This window comes from Vibrio penaeicida (assembly GCF_030689305.1).
Taxonomy (GTDB): Bacteria; Pseudomonadota; Gammaproteobacteria; order Enterobacterales; family Vibrionaceae; genus Vibrio; species Vibrio penaeicida_B.
In genome coordinates, this window is record NZ_JAUYVM010000016.1 from 105,244 (window position 1) to 122,756 (window position 17,513).

At 44.4% G+C, this 17,513-nt stretch carries 16 protein-coding genes; 4 read left to right on the forward strand and 12 right to left on the reverse strand.

Going from position 1 to position 17,513, the window contains the following annotated elements:
* The first annotated feature begins 287 nt into the window (after nucleotides 1–287).
* The 4 genes from glyA (at nucleotide 288) to dnaJ (ending at nucleotide 6,940) form a co-directional block, all read left to right on the forward strand.
* Nucleotides 288–1,538, forward strand: a complete 1,251-nt coding sequence (gene glyA / locus Q8W40_RS21630; protein WP_305400170.1) for a serine hydroxymethyltransferase — start codon at nucleotides 288–290, stop codon at nucleotides 1,536–1,538.
* A gap of 523 nt (nucleotides 1,539–2,061) precedes the next feature.
* Entirely contained in the window at nucleotides 2,062–3,327 is a 1,266-nt protein-coding gene (locus Q8W40_RS21635) for a dicarboxylate/amino acid:cation symporter (RefSeq protein ID WP_101110773.1), read from the forward strand.
* Nucleotides 3,328–3,591: 264 nt separating this feature from the next.
* Entirely contained in the window at nucleotides 3,592–5,508 is a 1,917-nt protein-coding gene (gene dnaK / locus Q8W40_RS21640; RefSeq protein ID WP_305400172.1) for a molecular chaperone DnaK, read from the forward strand.
* Nucleotides 5,509–5,791: 283 nt separating this feature from the next.
* Nucleotides 5,792–6,940, forward strand: coding sequence for a molecular chaperone DnaJ (dnaJ, locus tag Q8W40_RS21645; RefSeq protein WP_305400174.1), 1,149 nt, complete (start codon nucleotides 5,792–5,794; stop codon nucleotides 6,938–6,940).
* Nucleotides 6,941–7,011: 71 nt separating this feature from the next.
* Here dnaJ and Q8W40_RS21650 read toward each other — a convergent pair whose 3' ends face one another.
* The 12 genes from Q8W40_RS21650 to Q8W40_RS21705 form a co-directional block, all read right to left on the reverse strand.
* Nucleotides 7,012–7,338: a hypothetical protein gene (locus Q8W40_RS21650; RefSeq protein WP_101110770.1), complete on the reverse strand. Its 327-nt coding sequence runs from the start codon at nucleotides 7,336–7,338 to the stop codon at nucleotides 7,012–7,014.
* Between the two features lie 235 nt (nucleotides 7,339–7,573).
* Nucleotides 7,574–8,539 (reverse strand): lipoyl synthase, encoded by a 966-nt coding sequence (gene lipA, locus Q8W40_RS21655; protein WP_305400176.1) that lies wholly within the window; start codon nucleotides 8,537–8,539, stop codon nucleotides 7,574–7,576.
* The gene (gene lipB, locus Q8W40_RS21660; RefSeq protein ID WP_305400178.1) at nucleotides 8,536–9,195 is read right to left on the reverse strand and encodes a lipoyl(octanoyl) transferase LipB; all 660 of its coding nucleotides are present in this window, start codon (nucleotides 9,193–9,195) and stop codon (nucleotides 8,536–8,538) included. The genes lipA and lipB overlap by 4 nt, the downstream gene beginning before the upstream one ends.
* Before the next feature lie 229 nt (nucleotides 9,196–9,424).
* Nucleotides 9,425–9,703: a DUF493 family protein YbeD gene (gene ybeD / locus Q8W40_RS21665; RefSeq protein WP_101110767.1), complete on the reverse strand. Its 279-nt coding sequence runs from the start codon at nucleotides 9,701–9,703 to the stop codon at nucleotides 9,425–9,427.
* A 151-nt stretch (nucleotides 9,704–9,854) separates the two neighbouring features.
* Nucleotides 9,855–11,039, reverse strand: coding sequence for a serine hydrolase (locus Q8W40_RS21670; RefSeq protein WP_305400179.1), 1,185 nt, complete (start codon nucleotides 11,037–11,039; stop codon nucleotides 9,855–9,857).
* A 106-nt stretch (nucleotides 11,040–11,145) separates the two neighbouring features.
* Nucleotides 11,146–11,940, reverse strand: a complete 795-nt coding sequence (locus Q8W40_RS21675; RefSeq protein ID WP_305400180.1) for a septal ring lytic transglycosylase RlpA family protein — start codon at nucleotides 11,938–11,940, stop codon at nucleotides 11,146–11,148.
* Entirely contained in the window at nucleotides 11,940–13,061 is a 1,122-nt protein-coding gene (gene rodA, locus Q8W40_RS21680; protein ID WP_305400182.1) for a rod shape-determining protein RodA, read from the reverse strand. Before rodA ends, Q8W40_RS21675 begins: the two co-directional genes overlap by 1 nt.
* Complete coding sequence (gene mrdA, locus Q8W40_RS21685; RefSeq protein WP_305400184.1) at nucleotides 13,061–14,944, reverse strand: penicillin-binding protein 2; 1,884 nt, start codon at nucleotides 14,942–14,944, stop codon at nucleotides 13,061–13,063. The genes rodA and mrdA overlap by 1 nt, the downstream gene beginning before the upstream one ends.
* Nucleotides 14,945–14,950: 6 nt before the next feature.
* Nucleotides 14,951–15,421 carry a 23S rRNA (pseudouridine(1915)-N(3))-methyltransferase RlmH gene (rlmH, locus tag Q8W40_RS21690; RefSeq protein WP_104400437.1) on the reverse strand — a complete coding sequence of 157 codons (471 nt, stop codon included), beginning with the start codon at nucleotides 15,419–15,421 and terminating at the stop codon, nucleotides 14,951–14,953.
* A gap of 3 nt (nucleotides 15,422–15,424) precedes the next feature.
* Nucleotides 15,425–15,742 carry a ribosome silencing factor gene (gene rsfS, locus Q8W40_RS21695; protein WP_101110761.1) on the reverse strand — a complete coding sequence of 106 codons (318 nt, stop codon included), beginning with the start codon at nucleotides 15,740–15,742 and terminating at the stop codon, nucleotides 15,425–15,427.
* Between the two features lie 109 nt (nucleotides 15,743–15,851).
* Nucleotides 15,852–16,877: a DNA polymerase III subunit delta gene (gene holA / locus Q8W40_RS21700; RefSeq protein ID WP_305400187.1), complete on the reverse strand. Its 1,026-nt coding sequence runs from the start codon at nucleotides 16,875–16,877 to the stop codon at nucleotides 15,852–15,854.
* Nucleotides 16,877–17,494 (reverse strand): LPS-assembly lipoprotein LptE, encoded by a 618-nt coding sequence (locus tag Q8W40_RS21705; protein ID WP_305400189.1) that lies wholly within the window; start codon nucleotides 17,492–17,494, stop codon nucleotides 16,877–16,879. The genes holA and Q8W40_RS21705 overlap by 1 nt, the downstream gene beginning before the upstream one ends.
* Nucleotides 17,495–17,513 lie beyond the last annotated feature (19 nt).

Here is a 17,513-nt window from a genome sequence, read left to right on the forward strand (position 1 = left end):
TAGCTTGAATGGTAATTCTACCTCTAACTTATGTATCTTTGATTTTACAGGGTGTAAACCTTTAAGTTGACAGTGATATAGTTTAGGGAAACGATATAGACCACCACTATGATGAACACTCAAACGGAACATGAAATATCTACATAAAGAAAGTTGCAAAAGTCACTTTATGACGCAGATCAAATTATGTAGAATGCACCCCATCAAATACGGTGACGAAAACGTTTGCTTTTGGTCGTTGTGTGGTTTTTTTGAAACTTTCAGTAAATCTGAGTCAGGAGATACAGATGCTTAAGCGTGATATGAACATCGCTGATTACGATGCGGACCTTTTTACAGCAATCCAAGAAGAGACTCTTCGCCAGGAAGAGCACATCGAGCTTATCGCTTCAGAAAACTACACCAGCCCACGTGTAATGGAAGCGCAAGGTTCTCAGCTAACAAACAAGTACGCTGAAGGCTACCCAGGCAAGCGTTACTATGGTGGTTGTGAGTTCGTAGACAAAGTTGAAGCATTAGCTATTGATCGCGCATGCGAACTATTTGGTGCTGATTACGCAAATGTACAGCCTCACTCAGGTTCTCAAGCAAACAGTGCTGTGTACATGGCGCTTCTTAACCCAGGCGATACGGTTCTAGGTATGAGCCTGGCGCACGGTGGTCACCTAACTCACGGATCTCCAGTTAACTTCTCAGGTAAACACTACAACGTTATCCCTTACGGTATCGATGAAGCTGGTCAGATAAACTACGACGAAATGGAAGCATTAGCAGTAGAGCACAAACCGAAAATGATCATCGGTGGCTTCTCTGCTTATTCCCAAGTTTGTGATTGGGCGCGAATGCGTGAAATCGCAGACAAAGTAGGTGCTTACTTCTTTGTTGATATGGCTCACGTTGCTGGTCTAATTGCAGCGGGTGTTTACCCTAACCCGGTGCCACACGCTCACGTTGTTACTACAACAACGCACAAAACATTGGCTGGTCCACGTGGTGGTCTTATCCTTTCTAATGAAGGTGAAGATTTCTACAAGAAGCTGAACTCAGCAGTATTCCCTGGTGGTCAAGGTGGTCCTCTAATGCACGTTATTGCGGGTAAAGCGGTAGCGTTCAAAGAAGCACTAGAGCCAGAGTTCAAAGAGTACCAAGCACGCGTTGTTGCGAATGCAAAAGCAATGGTGGCAGAATTTCTAGAGCGCGGTTACGACATCGTTTCGGGCTCAACAGAAAACCATTTGTTCCTAGTTGATCTCATCAACAAAGACATCACGGGTAAAGATGCCGATGCTGCACTTGGCGCGGCAAACATTACAGTAAATAAAAACTCAGTACCAAACGATCCACGTAGCCCGTTCGTTACGTCTGGTGTTCGTGTAGGTACGCCTTCAATTACTCGTCGTGGCTTTACTGAAGAAGACGCGAAAAACCTAGCTGGCTGGATGTGTGACATCTTAGACAACATGGGTGATGAAGCCGTAGTTGAAGCGACTAAAGCGAAGGTGCTTGAGATTTGTAAGCGTCTACCTGTTTACGCATAGTACCCTTTAATTCGTTCTATTGGTTTTCAGAGATATATCCATAGTGTGTCTCTAATCGATAGACATAGAAATAGAAAAGCGCAGCCATTAGGCTGCGCTTTTTTTTTGAAATCAAAGAATGCTTGAACAACTTAACTCTCGCCAGTTATCTATTTTTGCGAATTTTATATTCTGCTGTGAATTGTTCTGGTTGGCTTTAGTTATGATTCGGTGTTTCATCCTGAAAAGATATAAAAGACCTTTCCATCGTAAGGTTAATTGACTTTATTTCTATTGAAAAACAGGTTGTTTGTTTCTTGAGCGAGAATAGGGTTAACCTACTGACCTGGTTTGTATTTGGTTTTTTGTTTCGGTTTTTAAGGAAAATATCAGATTAAATTTTGTGAGGTTCATTGTGATATTTTTGTTAATAGTGCCTTTTATTTGTGAATTCAGTGTGTATTATTCCTGCCCTCTGCATTTATTAGTGCAGTAAATAACTATCAAAATACTATATGCAAGCATAAACAACTGGAGTGAAACGATGAATAAATCGCTTTCAACAAAAATTTTTATAGGTCTATTTGCCGGCCTAATGATAGGTACCGCCATTCAGTACTTATTCAATGGCATCACCATTATGGATACTTATGTTTTGGGAGCGGCTGAGGGCGCAGGTGGAATGTTCGTTTCACTTATCAAGCTTTTGGTCGTGCCATTGGTCTACGTGTCGATCGTCTGCGGTATTGTTGAGTTAAAAGACATTACTTCTTTTGGACGTCTTGGTGGTAAAACTTTTGCCTTGTACATTTTCAATACCATCATTGCGATTACTGCGGCACTGACTATCGGAATGATTGTTCAGCCGGGTGCTGACGCCAATTTGGCTGGTACGGTTTCTGAAGCGGTGAAATTAACGACAACAGAAACGCCAGACATCTTTTCTCTGGTTGTGAACATCGTGCCAAGCAACCCTGTACAGGCGTTTGCAAACGGTGACATGCTACAAATCATCTTTATGGCAATCCTAACAGGTCTTGCTATTCAAGCTCTGGATTCACGTGGTGGTCCTGCAATTCGCACCTTCAAAATGGCAAACGAGATCATGATGAAGTTGGTGGGTTTGGTCATGAGCCTTGCACCATACGGTGTATTCGCGTTGATGATTCAACTCGGCGCGACTCTAGATGGAAATACACTGGCGTCAGTGGCTGGATATGTTGCCCTTGTTGTCGCTATGTTGGTGTTCTGGATTTTCTTCTTCTACCCAACCGTGGTGGGTCTGGCGACAGGTATTTCTCCAAAACAGTTTATGCGTGCAACGCGTGAGCAAGTTCTGTTCTCGCTTTCGACGGCAAGCTCTAATGCGACCATCCCAGTTACCATGCGCACACTTACCGAGAAGTTAAACGTCTCTCGATCTGTTGCCGGTTTTGGTGTACCACTTGGTGCGACAATGAACATGTCTGGTGTATCCATCTATATTGCCCTTGCGACAATCTTTGTAGCCAATGCGTTTGGTCAGCCGATCAACTCTGCAGATATCTTTACTCTTGGCCTAACGATTCTGCTTCTATCTATCGGTGCGGGTGGTGTTCCTGGTGGCGGCGTAGTTATGGTTGGTGTATTACTGCACCAATTGGGGCTTCCACCTGAAGGTTTGGCTATTATTGCGGCTGTAGACCGTATCAATGATATGTTCTGTACCTCTTCAAACGTTGTAGGTGATACTGCGGTGAACACCATCGTAGCTAAATCTGAAAACGAAATAGGTGTTGAAGAAAAATCTGAACCTGTTCAAGTGAGCTAATTACGACGAAAATTGGCTTATATAAGCGGAGCCTTTTGGCTCCGTTTTTTGTTGTAACGACAAGGGTTCAGCGAAAAAAGAAAAAAAACGTTACTTTTTTTAATGAATCCCCTTGAAAAGGTATTCCATGCCCTTATCTATTGGGCATAGACAAAGCAAAGTAGTTCGCACACATATTTTGTGAGTAGGGGTTGAATCCCCATTCCTCATCCCCACTTATGGGGATATAGCAAAAAGATAATTGATTTAATCGGAGATAGCCTGATGGGTAAAATCATTGGTATTGACTTAGGTACTACTAACTCTTGTGTTGCTGTGTTGGACGGCGATGCACCACGCGTAATCGAGAACGCTGAGGGTGAGCGCACAACTGCATCTGTTATTGCTTATACAGACGGTGAAACGCTGGTAGGTCAACCTGCGAAACGTCAAGCAGTTACAAACCCGGAAAACACGCTATTTGCAATCAAGCGTTTGATCGGTCGTCGTTTCGAAGATGATGAAGTTCAACGCGACATCGAAATCATGCCTTACAAAATTGTTAAGGCTGACAACGGCGATGCGTGGGTAGAAGCGAAAGGCCAAAAAATGGCTGCTCCTCAGGTTTCTGCTGAAGTTCTAAAGAAAATGAAGAAAACGGCAGAAGACTTCCTAGGTGAAGAAGTAACAGGCGCTGTAGTGACTGTTCCTGCATACTTCAACGATGCTCAGCGTCAAGCAACTAAAGATGCTGGCCGTATCGCTGGTCTTGATGTTAAGCGTATTATCAACGAACCAACAGCCGCTGCTCTAGCATACGGTCTAGACAAGCAAGAAGGCGATCGCACTATTGCGGTATACGACCTTGGTGGTGGTACGTTCGATATCTCTATCATCGAAATCGACAACGTTGATGGCGAGCAAACTTTCGAAGTACTAGCAACTAACGGTGACACACACCTTGGTGGTGAAGATTTCGATAACCGTCTAATCAACTACCTAGTAGACGAGTTTAAGAAAGAGCAAGGCATCGACCTTAAAGTTGATCCTCTAGCAATGCAGCGTGTTAAAGAAGCGGCAGAAAAAGCGAAAATTGAACTGTCTTCTGCACAACAAACTGACGTGAACCTACCTTACGTTACCGCTGATGCAACTGGTCCTAAGCACATGAACGTTAAAGTGACTCGTGCGAAACTAGAAGCGCTAGTTGAAGACCTAGTTCAACGTTCTCTTGAGCCACTTAAAGTTGCTCTAGCAGATTCAGATCTATCAGTAAGCGAAATTACAGACGTAATTCTTGTTGGTGGTCAAACGCGTATGCCTATGGTTCAGGCGAAAGTTGCTGAGTTCTTCGGTAAAGAAGCTCGTAAAGACGTGAACCCTGATGAAGCAGTAGCAATGGGTGCTGCAGTTCAAGGTGGCGTACTTGCTGGTGAAGTGAAAGACGTACTGCTTTTAGACGTAACGCCTCTTTCTCTAGGTATCGAAACGATGGGTGGTGTAATGACTGCTCTAGTTGAGAAAAACACAACAGTACCGACGAAAGCAAACCAAGTATTCTCTACAGCTGAAGACAACCAAAACGCGGTAACTATCCACGTTCTTCAGGGTGAGCGCAAGCAAGCGATGCATAACAAATCTCTAGGTCAATTTAACCTAGAAGGCATTCAGCCTGCACCTCGTGGTATGCCTCAAATCGAAGTAACTTTCGACCTTGATGCGGATGGTATCTTGCACGTATCTGCGAAAGACAAGTCGACAGGTAAAGAGCAGAAGATCACCATCCAAGCATCTGGTGGTCTAAGCGACGACGAAATTGAGAAAATGGTACAAGAAGCAGAAGCAAACAAAGAAGCGGACAAGAAGTTCGAAGAATTGGCCTCTGTTCGTAACCAAGCTGACCAAATGATCCACGGTACTCAGAAGCAAATTGAAGAAGCGGGTGACGCTCTTCCTGCTGAAGACAAAGAAAAGATCGAAGCAGCAATTGCTGAGCTAGAAGAAGCGAAGAAAGGCGAAGATAAAGAAGCTATCGACGCGAAAGTTCAGGCTCTAATGGCGGCATCTCAAAAGCTAATGGAAATTGCACAGCAGAAAGCTCAAGCTGAACAAGCAGCAGGCGCGGAAGCTGGCGAACAACCTAAGCAAGACGACGATGTTGTTGATGCTGAGTTCGAAGAAGTGAAAGACGAGAAGAAATAATCTCTAAGCTGTTATCACTCGAAATCTTAATGTTTCGGGTGATATAGCGTCTAAATCTTCTATGCTGCGGGCGTTCGAGTTATCTCTTACGCCCGCAAGTTTGTAAGTAAGGAATCAATCCAGATAAAGAGTTTGTGATAGTTAAGGTGTTCAGCACACTGGCTTGTGGCGCTATTCATACATATGCTTTTTTCATAACCTTAGGATCAGCCTCCTTATCTAGATTGATACAAACCACCAAGCGGAACCATCCGTTTGCAGTAAATAATTGGTGACGAAGAACATGTCAAAACGTGATTTTTACGAAGTATTAGGCGTTGGCCGTGATGCATCAGAACGCGATGTAAAAAAGGCGTATAAGCGCCTTGCTATGAAATTTCACCCAGATCGGAATCAGGGTGACGAATCGGCTGCGGAAAAGTTTAAAGAAGTAAAAGAAGCGTACGAAATTCTTTTAGACCCACAGAAGAAAGCCGCGTATGACCAATACGGTCACGCAGCCTTTGAACAAGGTGGAATGGGCGGCGGCGGTGGCTTCGGTGGAGGCGGCGCTGACTTTGGCGATATCTTTGGTGACGTTTTTGGCGACATCTTTGGCGGTGGTCGCCGTGGCGGCGGTGGTCAGTCACGTGCCCAACGCGGTGCAGACCTTCGCTACAACATGGAGCTTTCTCTAGAAGAGGCTGTTCGCGGTGTTGAAAAAGAAATTGAAGTTCCTACTCTAGTTGAATGTGATGTCTGTGATGGCAGCGGTGCTAAGAAAGGTTCTGGTGCTCAAACATGTGGAACATGTCATGGTCATGGCCAAGTTCAAATGCGACAAGGCTTCTTTGCTGTTCAGCAAACATGTCCTACCTGTCACGGTAAAGGTAAGATCATTAAAGACCCATGTAACTCTTGTCATGGTCAGGGTCGTAAGCAGAAAACGAAAACACTGAATGTTAAGATCCCTGCTGGTGTAGATACGGGCGATCGCATTCGTCTTTCTGGTGAAGGTGAAGCTGGAGAAATGGGCGCACCTGCTGGCGATTTGTATGTACAAGTACATGTTCGTGAACACAATATCTTCGAGCGTGACGGAAACAACTTGTACTGTGAAGTACCGGTAAGCTTTGCAATGGCTGCGCTGGGTGGTGAAGTTGAAGTTCCAACTCTTGACGGTCGTGTAAACCTGAAAGTGCCAGAAGAAACACAAACGGGTCGTATGTTCCGTATGCGCGGTAAAGGTGTGAAAGGTGTTCGCGGTGGCGGTGTTGGCGATTTAATCGTGAAATTGGTTGTTGAAACACCTGTTAAATTGAGTTCCCGTCAAAAAGAACTGCTGCGTGATTTCGAAGAAACGTGTGGCGGAGATGCGGCGAATAAGCATAGCCCTAAGTCAGAAGGTTTCTTTAACGGCGTTAAGAAGTTCTTTGATGACCTAACAAGCTAACAACGTAAAATCGATACATAAAAAACGACAGCCAGTGCTGTCGTTTTTTTATATCTGAAACAAATGAGTGATTACTTGTTGATACTGATGGTTTCACCAGACTTACAACGGAACTGGTAGTAACGCTGGCTTTCGTTAAATTTAGACAAGCCTTCACCGCTGCAGTAATCAGCGTTAATGTTGCGCATTGTCTCTAGTGTCACTTCAGAGCGAAGTGCAAACTTGGAGCCATCTGCACATACAATGCGAACACGACCATCATCGCTGACTGAGTATACTTTTACTTCGGTATTACAAAGCTCGAACGATGCGTCCATGTAGTTATCTTGTTGGGTAGGTGTAGAGCTACAACCTACCAGCGTCAAAGCCATTAGACCTGCTACTGCAAATAATTTCATCTGAAGTTTCCAACTGGTTGATGTTAATTTTATGCTGAATAACAAGCTGAAGTGTTTGGGCTCGTCGCCATTTAATCGCTTAGCTGCTATACAACAGATTTTAAAGTAAAAATATTTAAGCATCTTAGCGTAAAGCCAGATGTGAGTAAAATTCCGGTATAAAAAACGCCCCGATTTCTCGAAATCGGGGCGAATTATAAAAAACTTAATAGTAATAGAAGGTTAAGAGTTAGTTCTACTTAATCTCAACCCCTTTAGCTTGAAGATCAGCATGGTAAGAAGAACGTACAAATGGACCACATGCTGCGTGGGTGAACCCCAGCTCTAGTGCGATCTCTTTTAGCTCATCAAACTCTGAAGGTGGCACATAGCGTTCAACCGCTAAGTGGTGACGACTTGGTGCTAAGTACTGACCAAGCGTTAGCATTGTTACACCGTGAGCACGTAAATCTTTCAGAACTTCTACAATTTCTTCTTTTGTTTCGCCTAAGCCCATCATCACACCAGACTTGGTTGGAACATCAGGGTGTTGTTCTTTAAACTTGCGAAGCAAATCAAGTGACCACTTGTAGTTTGCACCTGGTCTAACCTTACGGTAGAGGCGAGGCGCTGTTTCTAGGTTATGGTTGAACACATCTGGCGGGTTATCTTTTAGCAGCTCTAACGCTGTATCCATACGACCACGGAAATCAGGAACCAATGTTTCAATGCGTATGTTTGGGTTCATGGCGCGAATTTCACGGTTACAGTCGGCAAAATGCTGTGCTCCACCGTCGCGTAAATCATCTCGGTCAACAGAAGTAATAACGACATACTTGAGCTTCATGTCTTTAATTGTTTGAGCAAGATGCTGTGGCTCGTTGTTGTCCGGTGTAATTGGACGACCATGGGCTACGTCACAGAAAGGACAGCGACGGGTACAGATTGCACCTAAAATCATGAATGTAGCCGTACCGTGGTTAAAGCATTCCGCTAAGTTAGGGCAAGAGGCTTCTTCACATACAGAGTGAAGATTATTCTTACGCATAGCGGATTTGATTTCTTGGATACGTTTGCTATCAGAAGGTAACTTGATTTTCATCCAATCAGGTTTGCGTAACACTTCTTTCTGTTCAATTGGCATGTTCTTAACTGGAATCAGTGCCATTTTGTCAGCGTCGCGGTATTTAACGCCTTTTTCCATCTGGATTGGTTTACTCATGATGATTTGCTTTCTGTAATAATTTCGACTTGCTTGTAGCCCAGCAGTGCAACAAGCTCTTCAATAAGCGTTGTTTCAACGCTGCTCACTTCAGTATCACTGTTAAAATCGCTGATTTGGACCATTTCCATTCCCTGGTAGCCACATGGGTTAATACGCAGAAATGGCGAGAGATCCATATTTACATTTAAGGCGAGTCCGTGAAAAGAACAACCTTTTCGAATGCGTAGCCCCAGCGAACAAATCTTTTTATCACTCACATAAACGCCCGGAGCATCTGGTTTTGCTTCGGACTCTATATCATATTGCTTCAGTGTATTTATAACCAGATTTTCGATATGAGTGACTAAGTCTCTTACTCCCAATGAGCGCCGGCGCAGGTTTAATAGGAAATAAGCCACAACCTGACCAGGACCATGATAGGTAACTTGACCACCACGATCGCTCTGTACCACTGGGATATCGCCAGTATCAATTAGATGCTCTGTTTTGCCTGCTTGACCTTGGGTAAAAACTGGGTTGTGTTCTACAAGCCAAACTTGGTCGCCCGTTTCTTCATCACGAGTATCCGTAAAATCATGCATGGCTTGCCAAACGGGTAGGTAATCTTGTCGACCTAGCTTTTTAACGACTAACTGGTCTTTGACTTCAAGCAAACTAAAAGATCCTTTGAAATAAGAACGATAAAAGTAAACGGATTATAAACTTCTTTAACCAATCTAACTACACATAAGCGACATGGATTTTACATCTCAGCTAGAATTCCATGCTGGAAATTAGAGAGTTGGTGCTATGGATAGGGCAATAAGCCCTAGAAAAACAGCGACTAATAAGTCGCTGTTTCAATTCGAGCTAAATAGTTAGAGGCTAAAGTACTATGCTTACCTAAAGTACCATGCGTACGATGTCGATATCGCCTAGCTCTTTGTAGAGTGACTCTACTTGCTCGATAGAAGTCGCTGTGATGGTAATAGAGACGGAGTTATATGTCCCTTTTCCACTCGGCTTAACGGTAGGGCTGTAGTCGCCAGGAGCGTGACGTTGAATGACTTCTAACACAAGCTCTGGCAGTTCTGGTTTTGCATAGCCCATTACCTTGTAAGTAAACTGACAAGGGAACTCAAGCAGGTCTTTTAGTTTTGCGTCTGAGTTGATATTCAACATTGCGAGAACTCCGATTTAGTATTCGATATTGCGGTGCGAAATAGTACTGCCAAATGTAACGGATCTCAAGTTACATCAGCGCTCCCTCACATTATGATGCAAAAAAGCCGCTAACGCGGCTTTCAATAATTAAGTCTAAGATACGCTGAGTTTAGCTAAACCAGCTCTTGAACAGTAAGACAATGTAATCAATTAGTCGGCTAAATAAGCCGCCTTCTTCTACATCTTCTAGCGCTAGAAGTGGGTATTCAGCAATGTCGTCGCCTTCAACTTGGTAGAACAAACGCCCAACCACATCGCCTTTGCGAATTGGTGCTTGAAGTTCTTTTTCTAATACAAAGTTGGCAGTCATGTTTTTCGCCTGACCACGAGGAAGGGTAACATAGGTGTCTTCGGCAACACCGAGAGCAACTGAGTCTTTGTCACCCATCCAGATTTTTTCGCTAACGAAAGTTTCACCTGATTTGTGTGGGGAAACCGTTTCAAAAAAACGGAATCCGTAGTTAAGCAGCTTCTTGCTTTCCGCCTTACGAGCGTTAGCACTTTTCGTTCCCATTACAACGGCGACTAGGCGCATTTTGCCTTCGGTTGCAGAGCTCACCAAGCTGTAGCCAGCTTTGCTTGTGTGTCCGGTTTTGATGCCGTCAACGTTCATGCTTTTATCCCAAAGCAAACCGTTACGGTTGTATTGGGTTATACCATTGTAAGTAAATTGCTTTTCGGCGTAGATGCGGTATTCATCTGGCACATCACGAATAAGAGCCTGACCAAGCAGCGCCATATCGTAAGGCGTTGAGAAAAGGTCTGGGTTATCCAAACCATGTACATTGGCAAAGTTGGTATTCTCCATACCAATCGACTTCGCCCACGCATTCATAAGGTCTACAAATGCGTCTTCAGACCCTGCAACATGCTCAGCCATGGCGACACAGGCGTCGTTACCTGACTGAATGATGATGCCTCGGTTTAGGTCATCAACAGTTACCGTAGTGCCTACCTCAATGAACATTTTTGAAGAATCAGGGAAATTTTTCGCCCACGCATTCTTACTAATGACCACTTTGTCAGACAGCGAAATGTTACCGCGTTCAAGCTCTTGACCAATGACATAGCTGGTCATCATCTTGGTAAGACTTGCTGGGGACAAACGCGTGTTCGCCTCTTTTTCTGCCAGAACTTTACCGGAATGGTAGTCCATGAGCACGAAACCTTTAGCGGCGATTTCAGGTGCATCTGGGACAACAATAGGAGCCGAGAATGCTGGAGAAGCGAAAGTTGCTGACACGATTGCTGAAGTGACAAACAAAGATTTAATAGATTTCACAGATTTTTTCATTGGTATTAGTTGTTAGTCTGAATGTTTAATGCTGAACGTTCGTATCTTAGCAGAATCATTCTGATAAGTCAGAAGCTTACTGTTGCACAAATTAACCCGTTTGTCCCTAAGGATTCTGTTTCACTTGTTTAATGAACGCAGTGGGGTAGCCTTGTGAGTGTACTTGAGATAACGTTTTTTGCGTTAATTCTTGGTCATTAAATGGGCCTAAAAAAATACGATGTAGCTTTTTTGACCCTTCTGTATAACTGCGTACTGATAGGCTTTGACCCAAAGATTTCGCTAAAGTTCGGGCTTTGTCTTCATCTTTTGACGCGGCAACTTGAATAACAAACCTTGGCAATTTCTTCTGCGCAACGAGCGATGTGTTTTCGCGGCTTACAGATATGTACTCAATTTTTACATTCGCGGTACCCGTCTGAACGACGCCTAATTTGTATGCCGCTGCGTAGCTTAAATCAATAATACGCCCTTCATGAAATGGGCCTCGGTCGTTAATGCGGACAATTGCCGTTTTTCCGTTGTCTTTGTTCAGTACCTTGACGTAACTAGGAAGAGGTAAAGTTTTATGCGCTGCCGACATAGAGTACATGTCGTATATTTCACCGTTAGACGTTAGGTGACCATGAAACTTTTTACCATACCAAGATGCTTTACCTTCTTGAATAAATCCTTCAGGCTCTTTAACAATTTTGTATGAGCCGCCCAGTAAGCTGTAGTCTTTGTTGCCGCCCAAACTGATGGGTTCATAAACAGGATGAGCATCTTCAATATGTTCAACAGAAAGAGGCACTTCAGGGGCGACATCGTCATCTATGGTGTATCTGCCTTTGTCTGGGCTTGTACAGCCGGTTAAAGCCAGTATTAAAATCATGATAAGAGAGTAAATTCTAAAAGCCATCAGTTCGCCTTAGAGAGCATTTTACGGTGAGTGTGAATCGACATCAGAATGCCAAACCCGGCCATTAGCGTTACCATGGATGTGCCTCCATAGCTAATCAAAGGCAGTGGTACGCCTACAACGGGAAGAATGCCACTCACCATACCTATGTTTACAAAAACGTAAACAAAAAAGCTAAGAACAACGCTGCCTGCCATCATTCGACCAAAAGCGGTTTGCGCTTTACTAGCTAAAAACAAACCTCGCCCAATAATAAACAGGTAGATGCAAAGTAGCGCGACCACACCAATCATGCCCCATTCTTCCGCAACAACGGCAAAGATGAAGTCAGTATGACGCTCTGGTAAGAATTCAAGTTGCGACTGAGTGCCTTGCAACCAGCCTTTTCCGGATAAACCGCCAGAACCAATGGCAATCTTACTTTGAATAATGTGATAGCCTGCACCCAATGGATCGGATTCAGGGTCAAATAAGGTTCTTACGCGAACCTTTTGATACTCTCTCATCAAGAAGAACCAAAGAATTGGGATGAACGCACCGAGTGCAACGGCGGCAGCCGTGATGATCTTCCAGCTTATTCCTGCAAGGAAAATAACAAAAATCCCTGACGCAGCGATGAGGATAGAAGTTCCTAAGTCGGGTTGCTTGGCAATAAGTATTGTTGGAATGAAAACCATCAATAGTGAGGCGATCAGTGTTTTAAATGTAGGGGGGAGCGAGCGTTTACCAATATACCTAGCCACCATGAGTGGTACGGCGAGCTTCAATAACTCAGAAGGCTGGAAGCGCACAAAGCCAAGATTTAACCATCGCTGGGCCCCTTTGGAGGCCTCACCGAAGAATAAAACCCCTAACAATAAAAATATCCCAACAACAAACAGCAATGGTGCCGCAGTTTCATAGGTGCGTGGGGGGATCTGTGCGAGAAGTAACATTACGACAAGAGATAGCCCCATTCTCATCGCTTGCCTGTCCATCATCGCGAGGCTTTGTCCACTGGCACTGTACATAACCACTAGCCCAAAGCACATAAGCAGCAGCAACCCAAGCAACATGGGTAAGTCGATATGGAGTTTATCGAAAAAGGAACGATTTCTTCCGGTAGAAGGGTCAAACCGCATTATTTATTCCCATCTTTGCTGTCAATTAAAACGTGGTCGAAGATCTCTCGTGCAACAGGTGCACCGTTTGAAGAGCCGCCCCCGGCGTTTTCTAATACAACGGTCACAATCACTTCTGGATCGTCGAACGGAGCAAAACCCGTATACAAAGCGTGGTCTCTCAAGTGTTCAGCGAGTTCGTCGGCGTTGTATTCTTCATCTTCTTTGAGCCCAAACACCTGTGCTGTTCCGGATTTACCACCAGTCATGTATTCTGCTTTTGCGAAGGCTCGTCGAGCCGTTCCTTTTTTACCGTGGTTTGCTAAGCGCATTCCTTCTAAGGCAACAGTCCAATAGCGTTTAGATACGCCTTCAACTGGCGGGTAGGATTCAATAGGCGCAGCTGTTGTCACATGAGGCTCTTGAGTTTTATCAATGGTCGCTCTAAGCAAGTGAGGAGCGATGACTTCACCTTTATTCACCAATACTGAGGTAGCTTTTGCTAATTGCATGGGGGTTGCTGTCCAGTAGCCTTGTCCGATGCCCACAGGGATCGTATCACCTTGGTACCAAGGTTGGCGATGACGCGCCATTTTCCATTCTCGGGTTGGCATGTTGGCTTTACTTTCTTCATGAATATCGATACCCGTAAAGTCGCCAAATCCAAATAGCATCATCCAAGTGGAGATGCGATCAATACCCATGTCGTAGGCAATTTGATAATAAAAAGTATCGACTGACTCTTCGATAGATTTCAGTATATCGACACGCCCATGCCCCCAACGTAACCAATCTCGAAATGGGCGAGTTTTCGAGTTAGGAATACGCCAGTACCCCGGATCATTACGTGTGGTTTTTGTCGTAATAACTTTTTCTTGAAGTGCTGCGACGGCGATAAATGGCTTCACCGTAGATGCAGGTGGATAAATTCCAAGCGTTGCGCGGTTAACTAAAGGCCTGTCTTTGTCTTCTAGCAAGGCGCGATAGTCTTTGCCGGAAATCCCGTGTACGAAAGAATTCGGATCGTAGCTTGGGCTAGAAAGCATAGCTAAAACACCGTTATCTGTTGGGTCGAGCAAAATGGCCGAACCTCTTCGACCATCCAGCAAATCATATAAGTACTGCTGAAGTTTAATGTCTAAGTTGAGGACAATGTCTTGCCCGGGAATAGGTGGTACGTATTTTAAAGTGCGAATGATACGACCACGGTTGTTCACTTCAACTTCTTGGTAACCAGCCGTACCGTGAAGTAAATCTTCATAAAAACGTTCGATACCAAGCTTACCAATATCTCGGGTTGCTTGATAATTGGCTACTTTATCTTCGCGCTCTAAGCGTTGTAAATCACGGTCATTAATTCGAGATACATAGCCCAATACATGAGTCAGTACCTTTCCGTATGGATAATAGCGTTTTAGCGTAGCGTTCACTTCGACACCGGGAAAGCGATGCTGATTCACAGAAAATAGAGCGACTTGTTCTTCCGTTAACTGGTTTAACAGTGGGACGGATTTAAAGCGCCTAGTACGCTTACGTTCCTTGTGGAAGCGAGTAATACGCTCGTCAGAGATCTCTAGAAAAGTACTCAACTGAATAATGGTTTCATCAATGTCTTTGATTTTTTCAGGCGTAAGTTCAAGGCTAAAGATGGGGCGGTTTTCAGCGAGTAGAATACCGTTTCGATCGTAGATCAATCCGCGGTTAGGGGCGATAGGCACCACTTTTATACGGTTGTCATTAGAGCGGGTTTTGTAGTCTTGAAACTGATTGACTTGAATGTTGTATAAGTTGACGAGAAGCACACCCATAAGCGCCACAATGCCCATAAAGGCGACTAAGGCGCGTCGCGAGAATAGGGCGGACTCGGCGGTGTAATCTCGGATTTGGGTGCGCTGACGTCTCATCTAGCGTTATTCTCGATGATATGGGTGGTTAGCGGTAATGCTCCAAGCTCGGTATAGGCTTTCTGCCATAACAACACGAACCAATGGGTGAGGCAGCGTAAGAGGAGATAAAGACCAGCTTTGTTCGGCTGCCGCTTTGCAAGCTGGCGCTAAACCTTCAGGACCTCCAATTAGAATCGATACATCTCGTGCATCAAGTTTCCAGGCTTCCAATTGTCCTGCAAGTTGCTCTGTATCCCAGCGCTTACCCGGAATATCCAGAGTAACAATTCGATTGCCTTTTGGCACTGCCGCCAACATCGCTTCGCCTTCTTTTTGCAGAATTCTTGCAATATCAGCATTTTTCCCACGCTTACCTGCTGAGATTTCAATCAATTCCAAAGGCATGTCGTGGGGGAATCTACGTTTATATTCTTTAAACCCTTCTTCCACCCACTTTGGCATTTTCGTGCCAACGGCAATAAGTTGAATCTTCAACGATTAGCTCCAGAGTTTCTCAAGCTGGTACAGCTCTCGCTGGTCTTCTTGCATTACGTGAACCATTGTAGAGCCCATATCGACAACGACCCATTCACCTTCTTGCTCGCCATCGACACCTAACGGTTCTAGCCCTGCTTTTTTAGCTTCACTGGCGACGTGATCGGCTATAGAGGCTACGTGACGCTTAGAGTTTCCTGTGCAGATAACCATAAAGTCTGTAACACTGGATTTGCCTTGAACATCAATGGTAACGATGTCTTCTGCTTTCATATCGTCTGCTTTATCCGCTAAAAAATCACGTAGATCTTGTACTTGCAATGTCTTTTACCTTAGAAAAAATTTAACCGTCATTATACTCAAGTTATTCCAAGATGCTCGCATCTGAATGAAATAGTTCTTGGTGTTGTGGAACTAGGGTATTGAGTTGTTAAAGCGCTATATTGAATGTAGCCTTTGGCTCACAAAATTGAAGTGAAATTTGAGCCAGAAGTAGCCAAACTGGGCGGTCATAGCGTGTTTTTGCATTTATCTCGGCTTGAGCTGTCAAAGAGAGCAATTTTTGAATATCAGTTGGCGCTAGCCTTTGCAGTGCGGCGGAATACATTGGGCGCTTAGTTTGCCAAATTCTACGGGCATCGAAGACTTTCCCCAATGGTAAAGAGGCGGATTCTTTATGCATTTCCAATATCAGTAGCAATTCTTTCTGAAGAGTACGAAGTAAAATGATGGCTTCGGTACCTTCCGCTTCAAGCTGCCTTAATATCCGTTGTGCTCGTTTACTCTGACCGGCAAGCAATGCATCACTCCATTGGAATGGCGTAAAGTGATTGTGCCGACTCAATGCTTCTTCGACTCTCAGCAACGTTAACTGACCATCAGGATAGAGAAGTGCTAACTTTTCCAAACTTTGTGAAAGGGCCAATAGATTGCCTTCGTGCCACTGTGCCAACATTTGTATCGCTTGGCTATCAGGAACGAGGTTCAGTTTACGACAGCGTTGTTGCACAAATTGAGGTAGTCGTTGGGTGTCTGGGGTTAGGCAGGTCACAACACAACCATTGGCAGAAAGTGCTTTAAACCATTTAGCATTTTCTTGTTGTTTGGTCAGCTTGTGCCCAATGAGTACCAGCATAATGTCAGGGTGAAGCCTATCAGCTAAACCAATAAGCTCTTTCCCTATTGCCGCATTTACACCTGTTTCAGGAATCTCTAATTCAATGATCTGACGAGCTGAGAAGAGGCTCAATGCCTGACAACAGTCGTACACCAAGTTCCAATCAAGTTGAGTATCGACCGCAAAACGGTGGCGTTCTTCAAATCCTTGGCTTTGCGCATGTCGCTGTATCGCTTCTCGGCTTTCTTGCAATAACAATGGTTCATTGCCAAAGACCAAAAAAATACCATGCTGAGATCGAGGTAAGTGGTCCGCAAGTTTGTCGGCAAAAATACGCATTACTGGTTCTCTGCCGAGGCTTTTTCTGTAGTCGTGGTTTGGGTCACACCGAGATCTAATGTCACACTTTCTTCTTGGTTCTCGCTATTGATGTCATTTTGGCTTTTATCAAGCTGTGCTTTTAATCGCGCCATTTGACGAAGGATTTGTCTCGCGGCTTGTTTACGCATTTCATCAATGATCATTTCTTTTTCAGTCGATTTAGCGAGGGCTGTTAATGGGTTATCCAAGAAGCTGCGGTTGACTGTTGTTGTAAATGATTGGCTACCAACACCCGGAACTGTCACTCGGTACGAAGCCGCGTAAGTAAGTTCATATTCTGCTGCACGGCTGTTCTGATACAAAGAGAGAGTACGCTCACCATTGGATTCGCTGGTTAAATGCAGGTTTGGGATGTCTTCTCTGGGGGCGACAGCTTGTACACCGTTCAAATCCAACTCAGCACGGACGTACCGCGTTAATGAGCCATAAGAATCAAAGCTGGTAAATGATATTTCGGAAAGTTCTTCTGGAAGAAAGTACGTATCTCGGAAATGAAAACCGCAAGCAGACAAAACCGATGCAAGAACAAGAACAATAGAGGCACGCAAGGTGCGAGAAAAAGAAACACGCTTCACAAATCGTTTCCTAGTATTC

What these genes read in the sequence shown, in the direction of transcription:
- glyA (WP_305400170.1), top strand. Translation starts at nt 288, where the DNA reads ATGCTTAAGCGTGATATGAACATCGCTGATTACGATGCGGACCTTTTT.
- Q8W40_RS21635 (WP_101110773.1), top strand. Translation starts at nt 2,062, where the DNA reads ATGAATAAATCGCTTTCAACAAAAATTTTTATAGGTCTATTTGCCGGC.
- dnaK (WP_305400172.1), top strand. Translation starts at nt 3,592, where the DNA reads ATGGGTAAAATCATTGGTATTGACTTAGGTACTACTAACTCTTGTGTT.
- dnaJ (WP_305400174.1), top strand. Translation starts at nt 5,792, where the DNA reads ATGTCAAAACGTGATTTTTACGAAGTATTAGGCGTTGGCCGTGATGCA.
- Q8W40_RS21650 (WP_101110770.1), bottom strand. Translation starts at nt 7,338, where the DNA reads ATGAAATTATTTGCAGTAGCAGGTCTAATGGCTTTGACGCTGGTAGGT.
- lipA (WP_305400176.1), bottom strand. Translation starts at nt 8,539, where the DNA reads ATGAGTAAACCAATCCAGATGGAAAAAGGCGTTAAATACCGCGACGCT.
- ybeD (WP_101110767.1), bottom strand. Translation starts at nt 9,703, where the DNA reads ATGTTGAATATCAACTCAGACGCAAAACTAAAAGACCTGCTTGAGTTC.
- Q8W40_RS21670 (WP_305400179.1), bottom strand. Translation starts at nt 11,039, where the DNA reads ATGAAAAAATCTGTGAAATCTATTAAATCTTTGTTTGTCACTTCAGCA.
- Q8W40_RS21675 (WP_305400180.1), bottom strand. Translation starts at nt 11,940, where the DNA reads ATGGCTTTTAGAATTTACTCTCTTATCATGATTTTAATACTGGCTTTA.
- rodA (WP_305400182.1), bottom strand. Translation starts at nt 13,061, where the DNA reads ATGCGGTTTGACCCTTCTACCGGAAGAAATCGTTCCTTTTTCGATAAA.
- mrdA (WP_305400184.1), bottom strand. Translation starts at nt 14,944, where the DNA reads ATGAGACGTCAGCGCACCCAAATCCGAGATTACACCGCCGAGTCCGCC.
- holA (WP_305400187.1), bottom strand. Translation starts at nt 16,877, where the DNA reads ATGCGTATTTTTGCCGACAAACTTGCGGACCACTTACCTCGATCTCAG.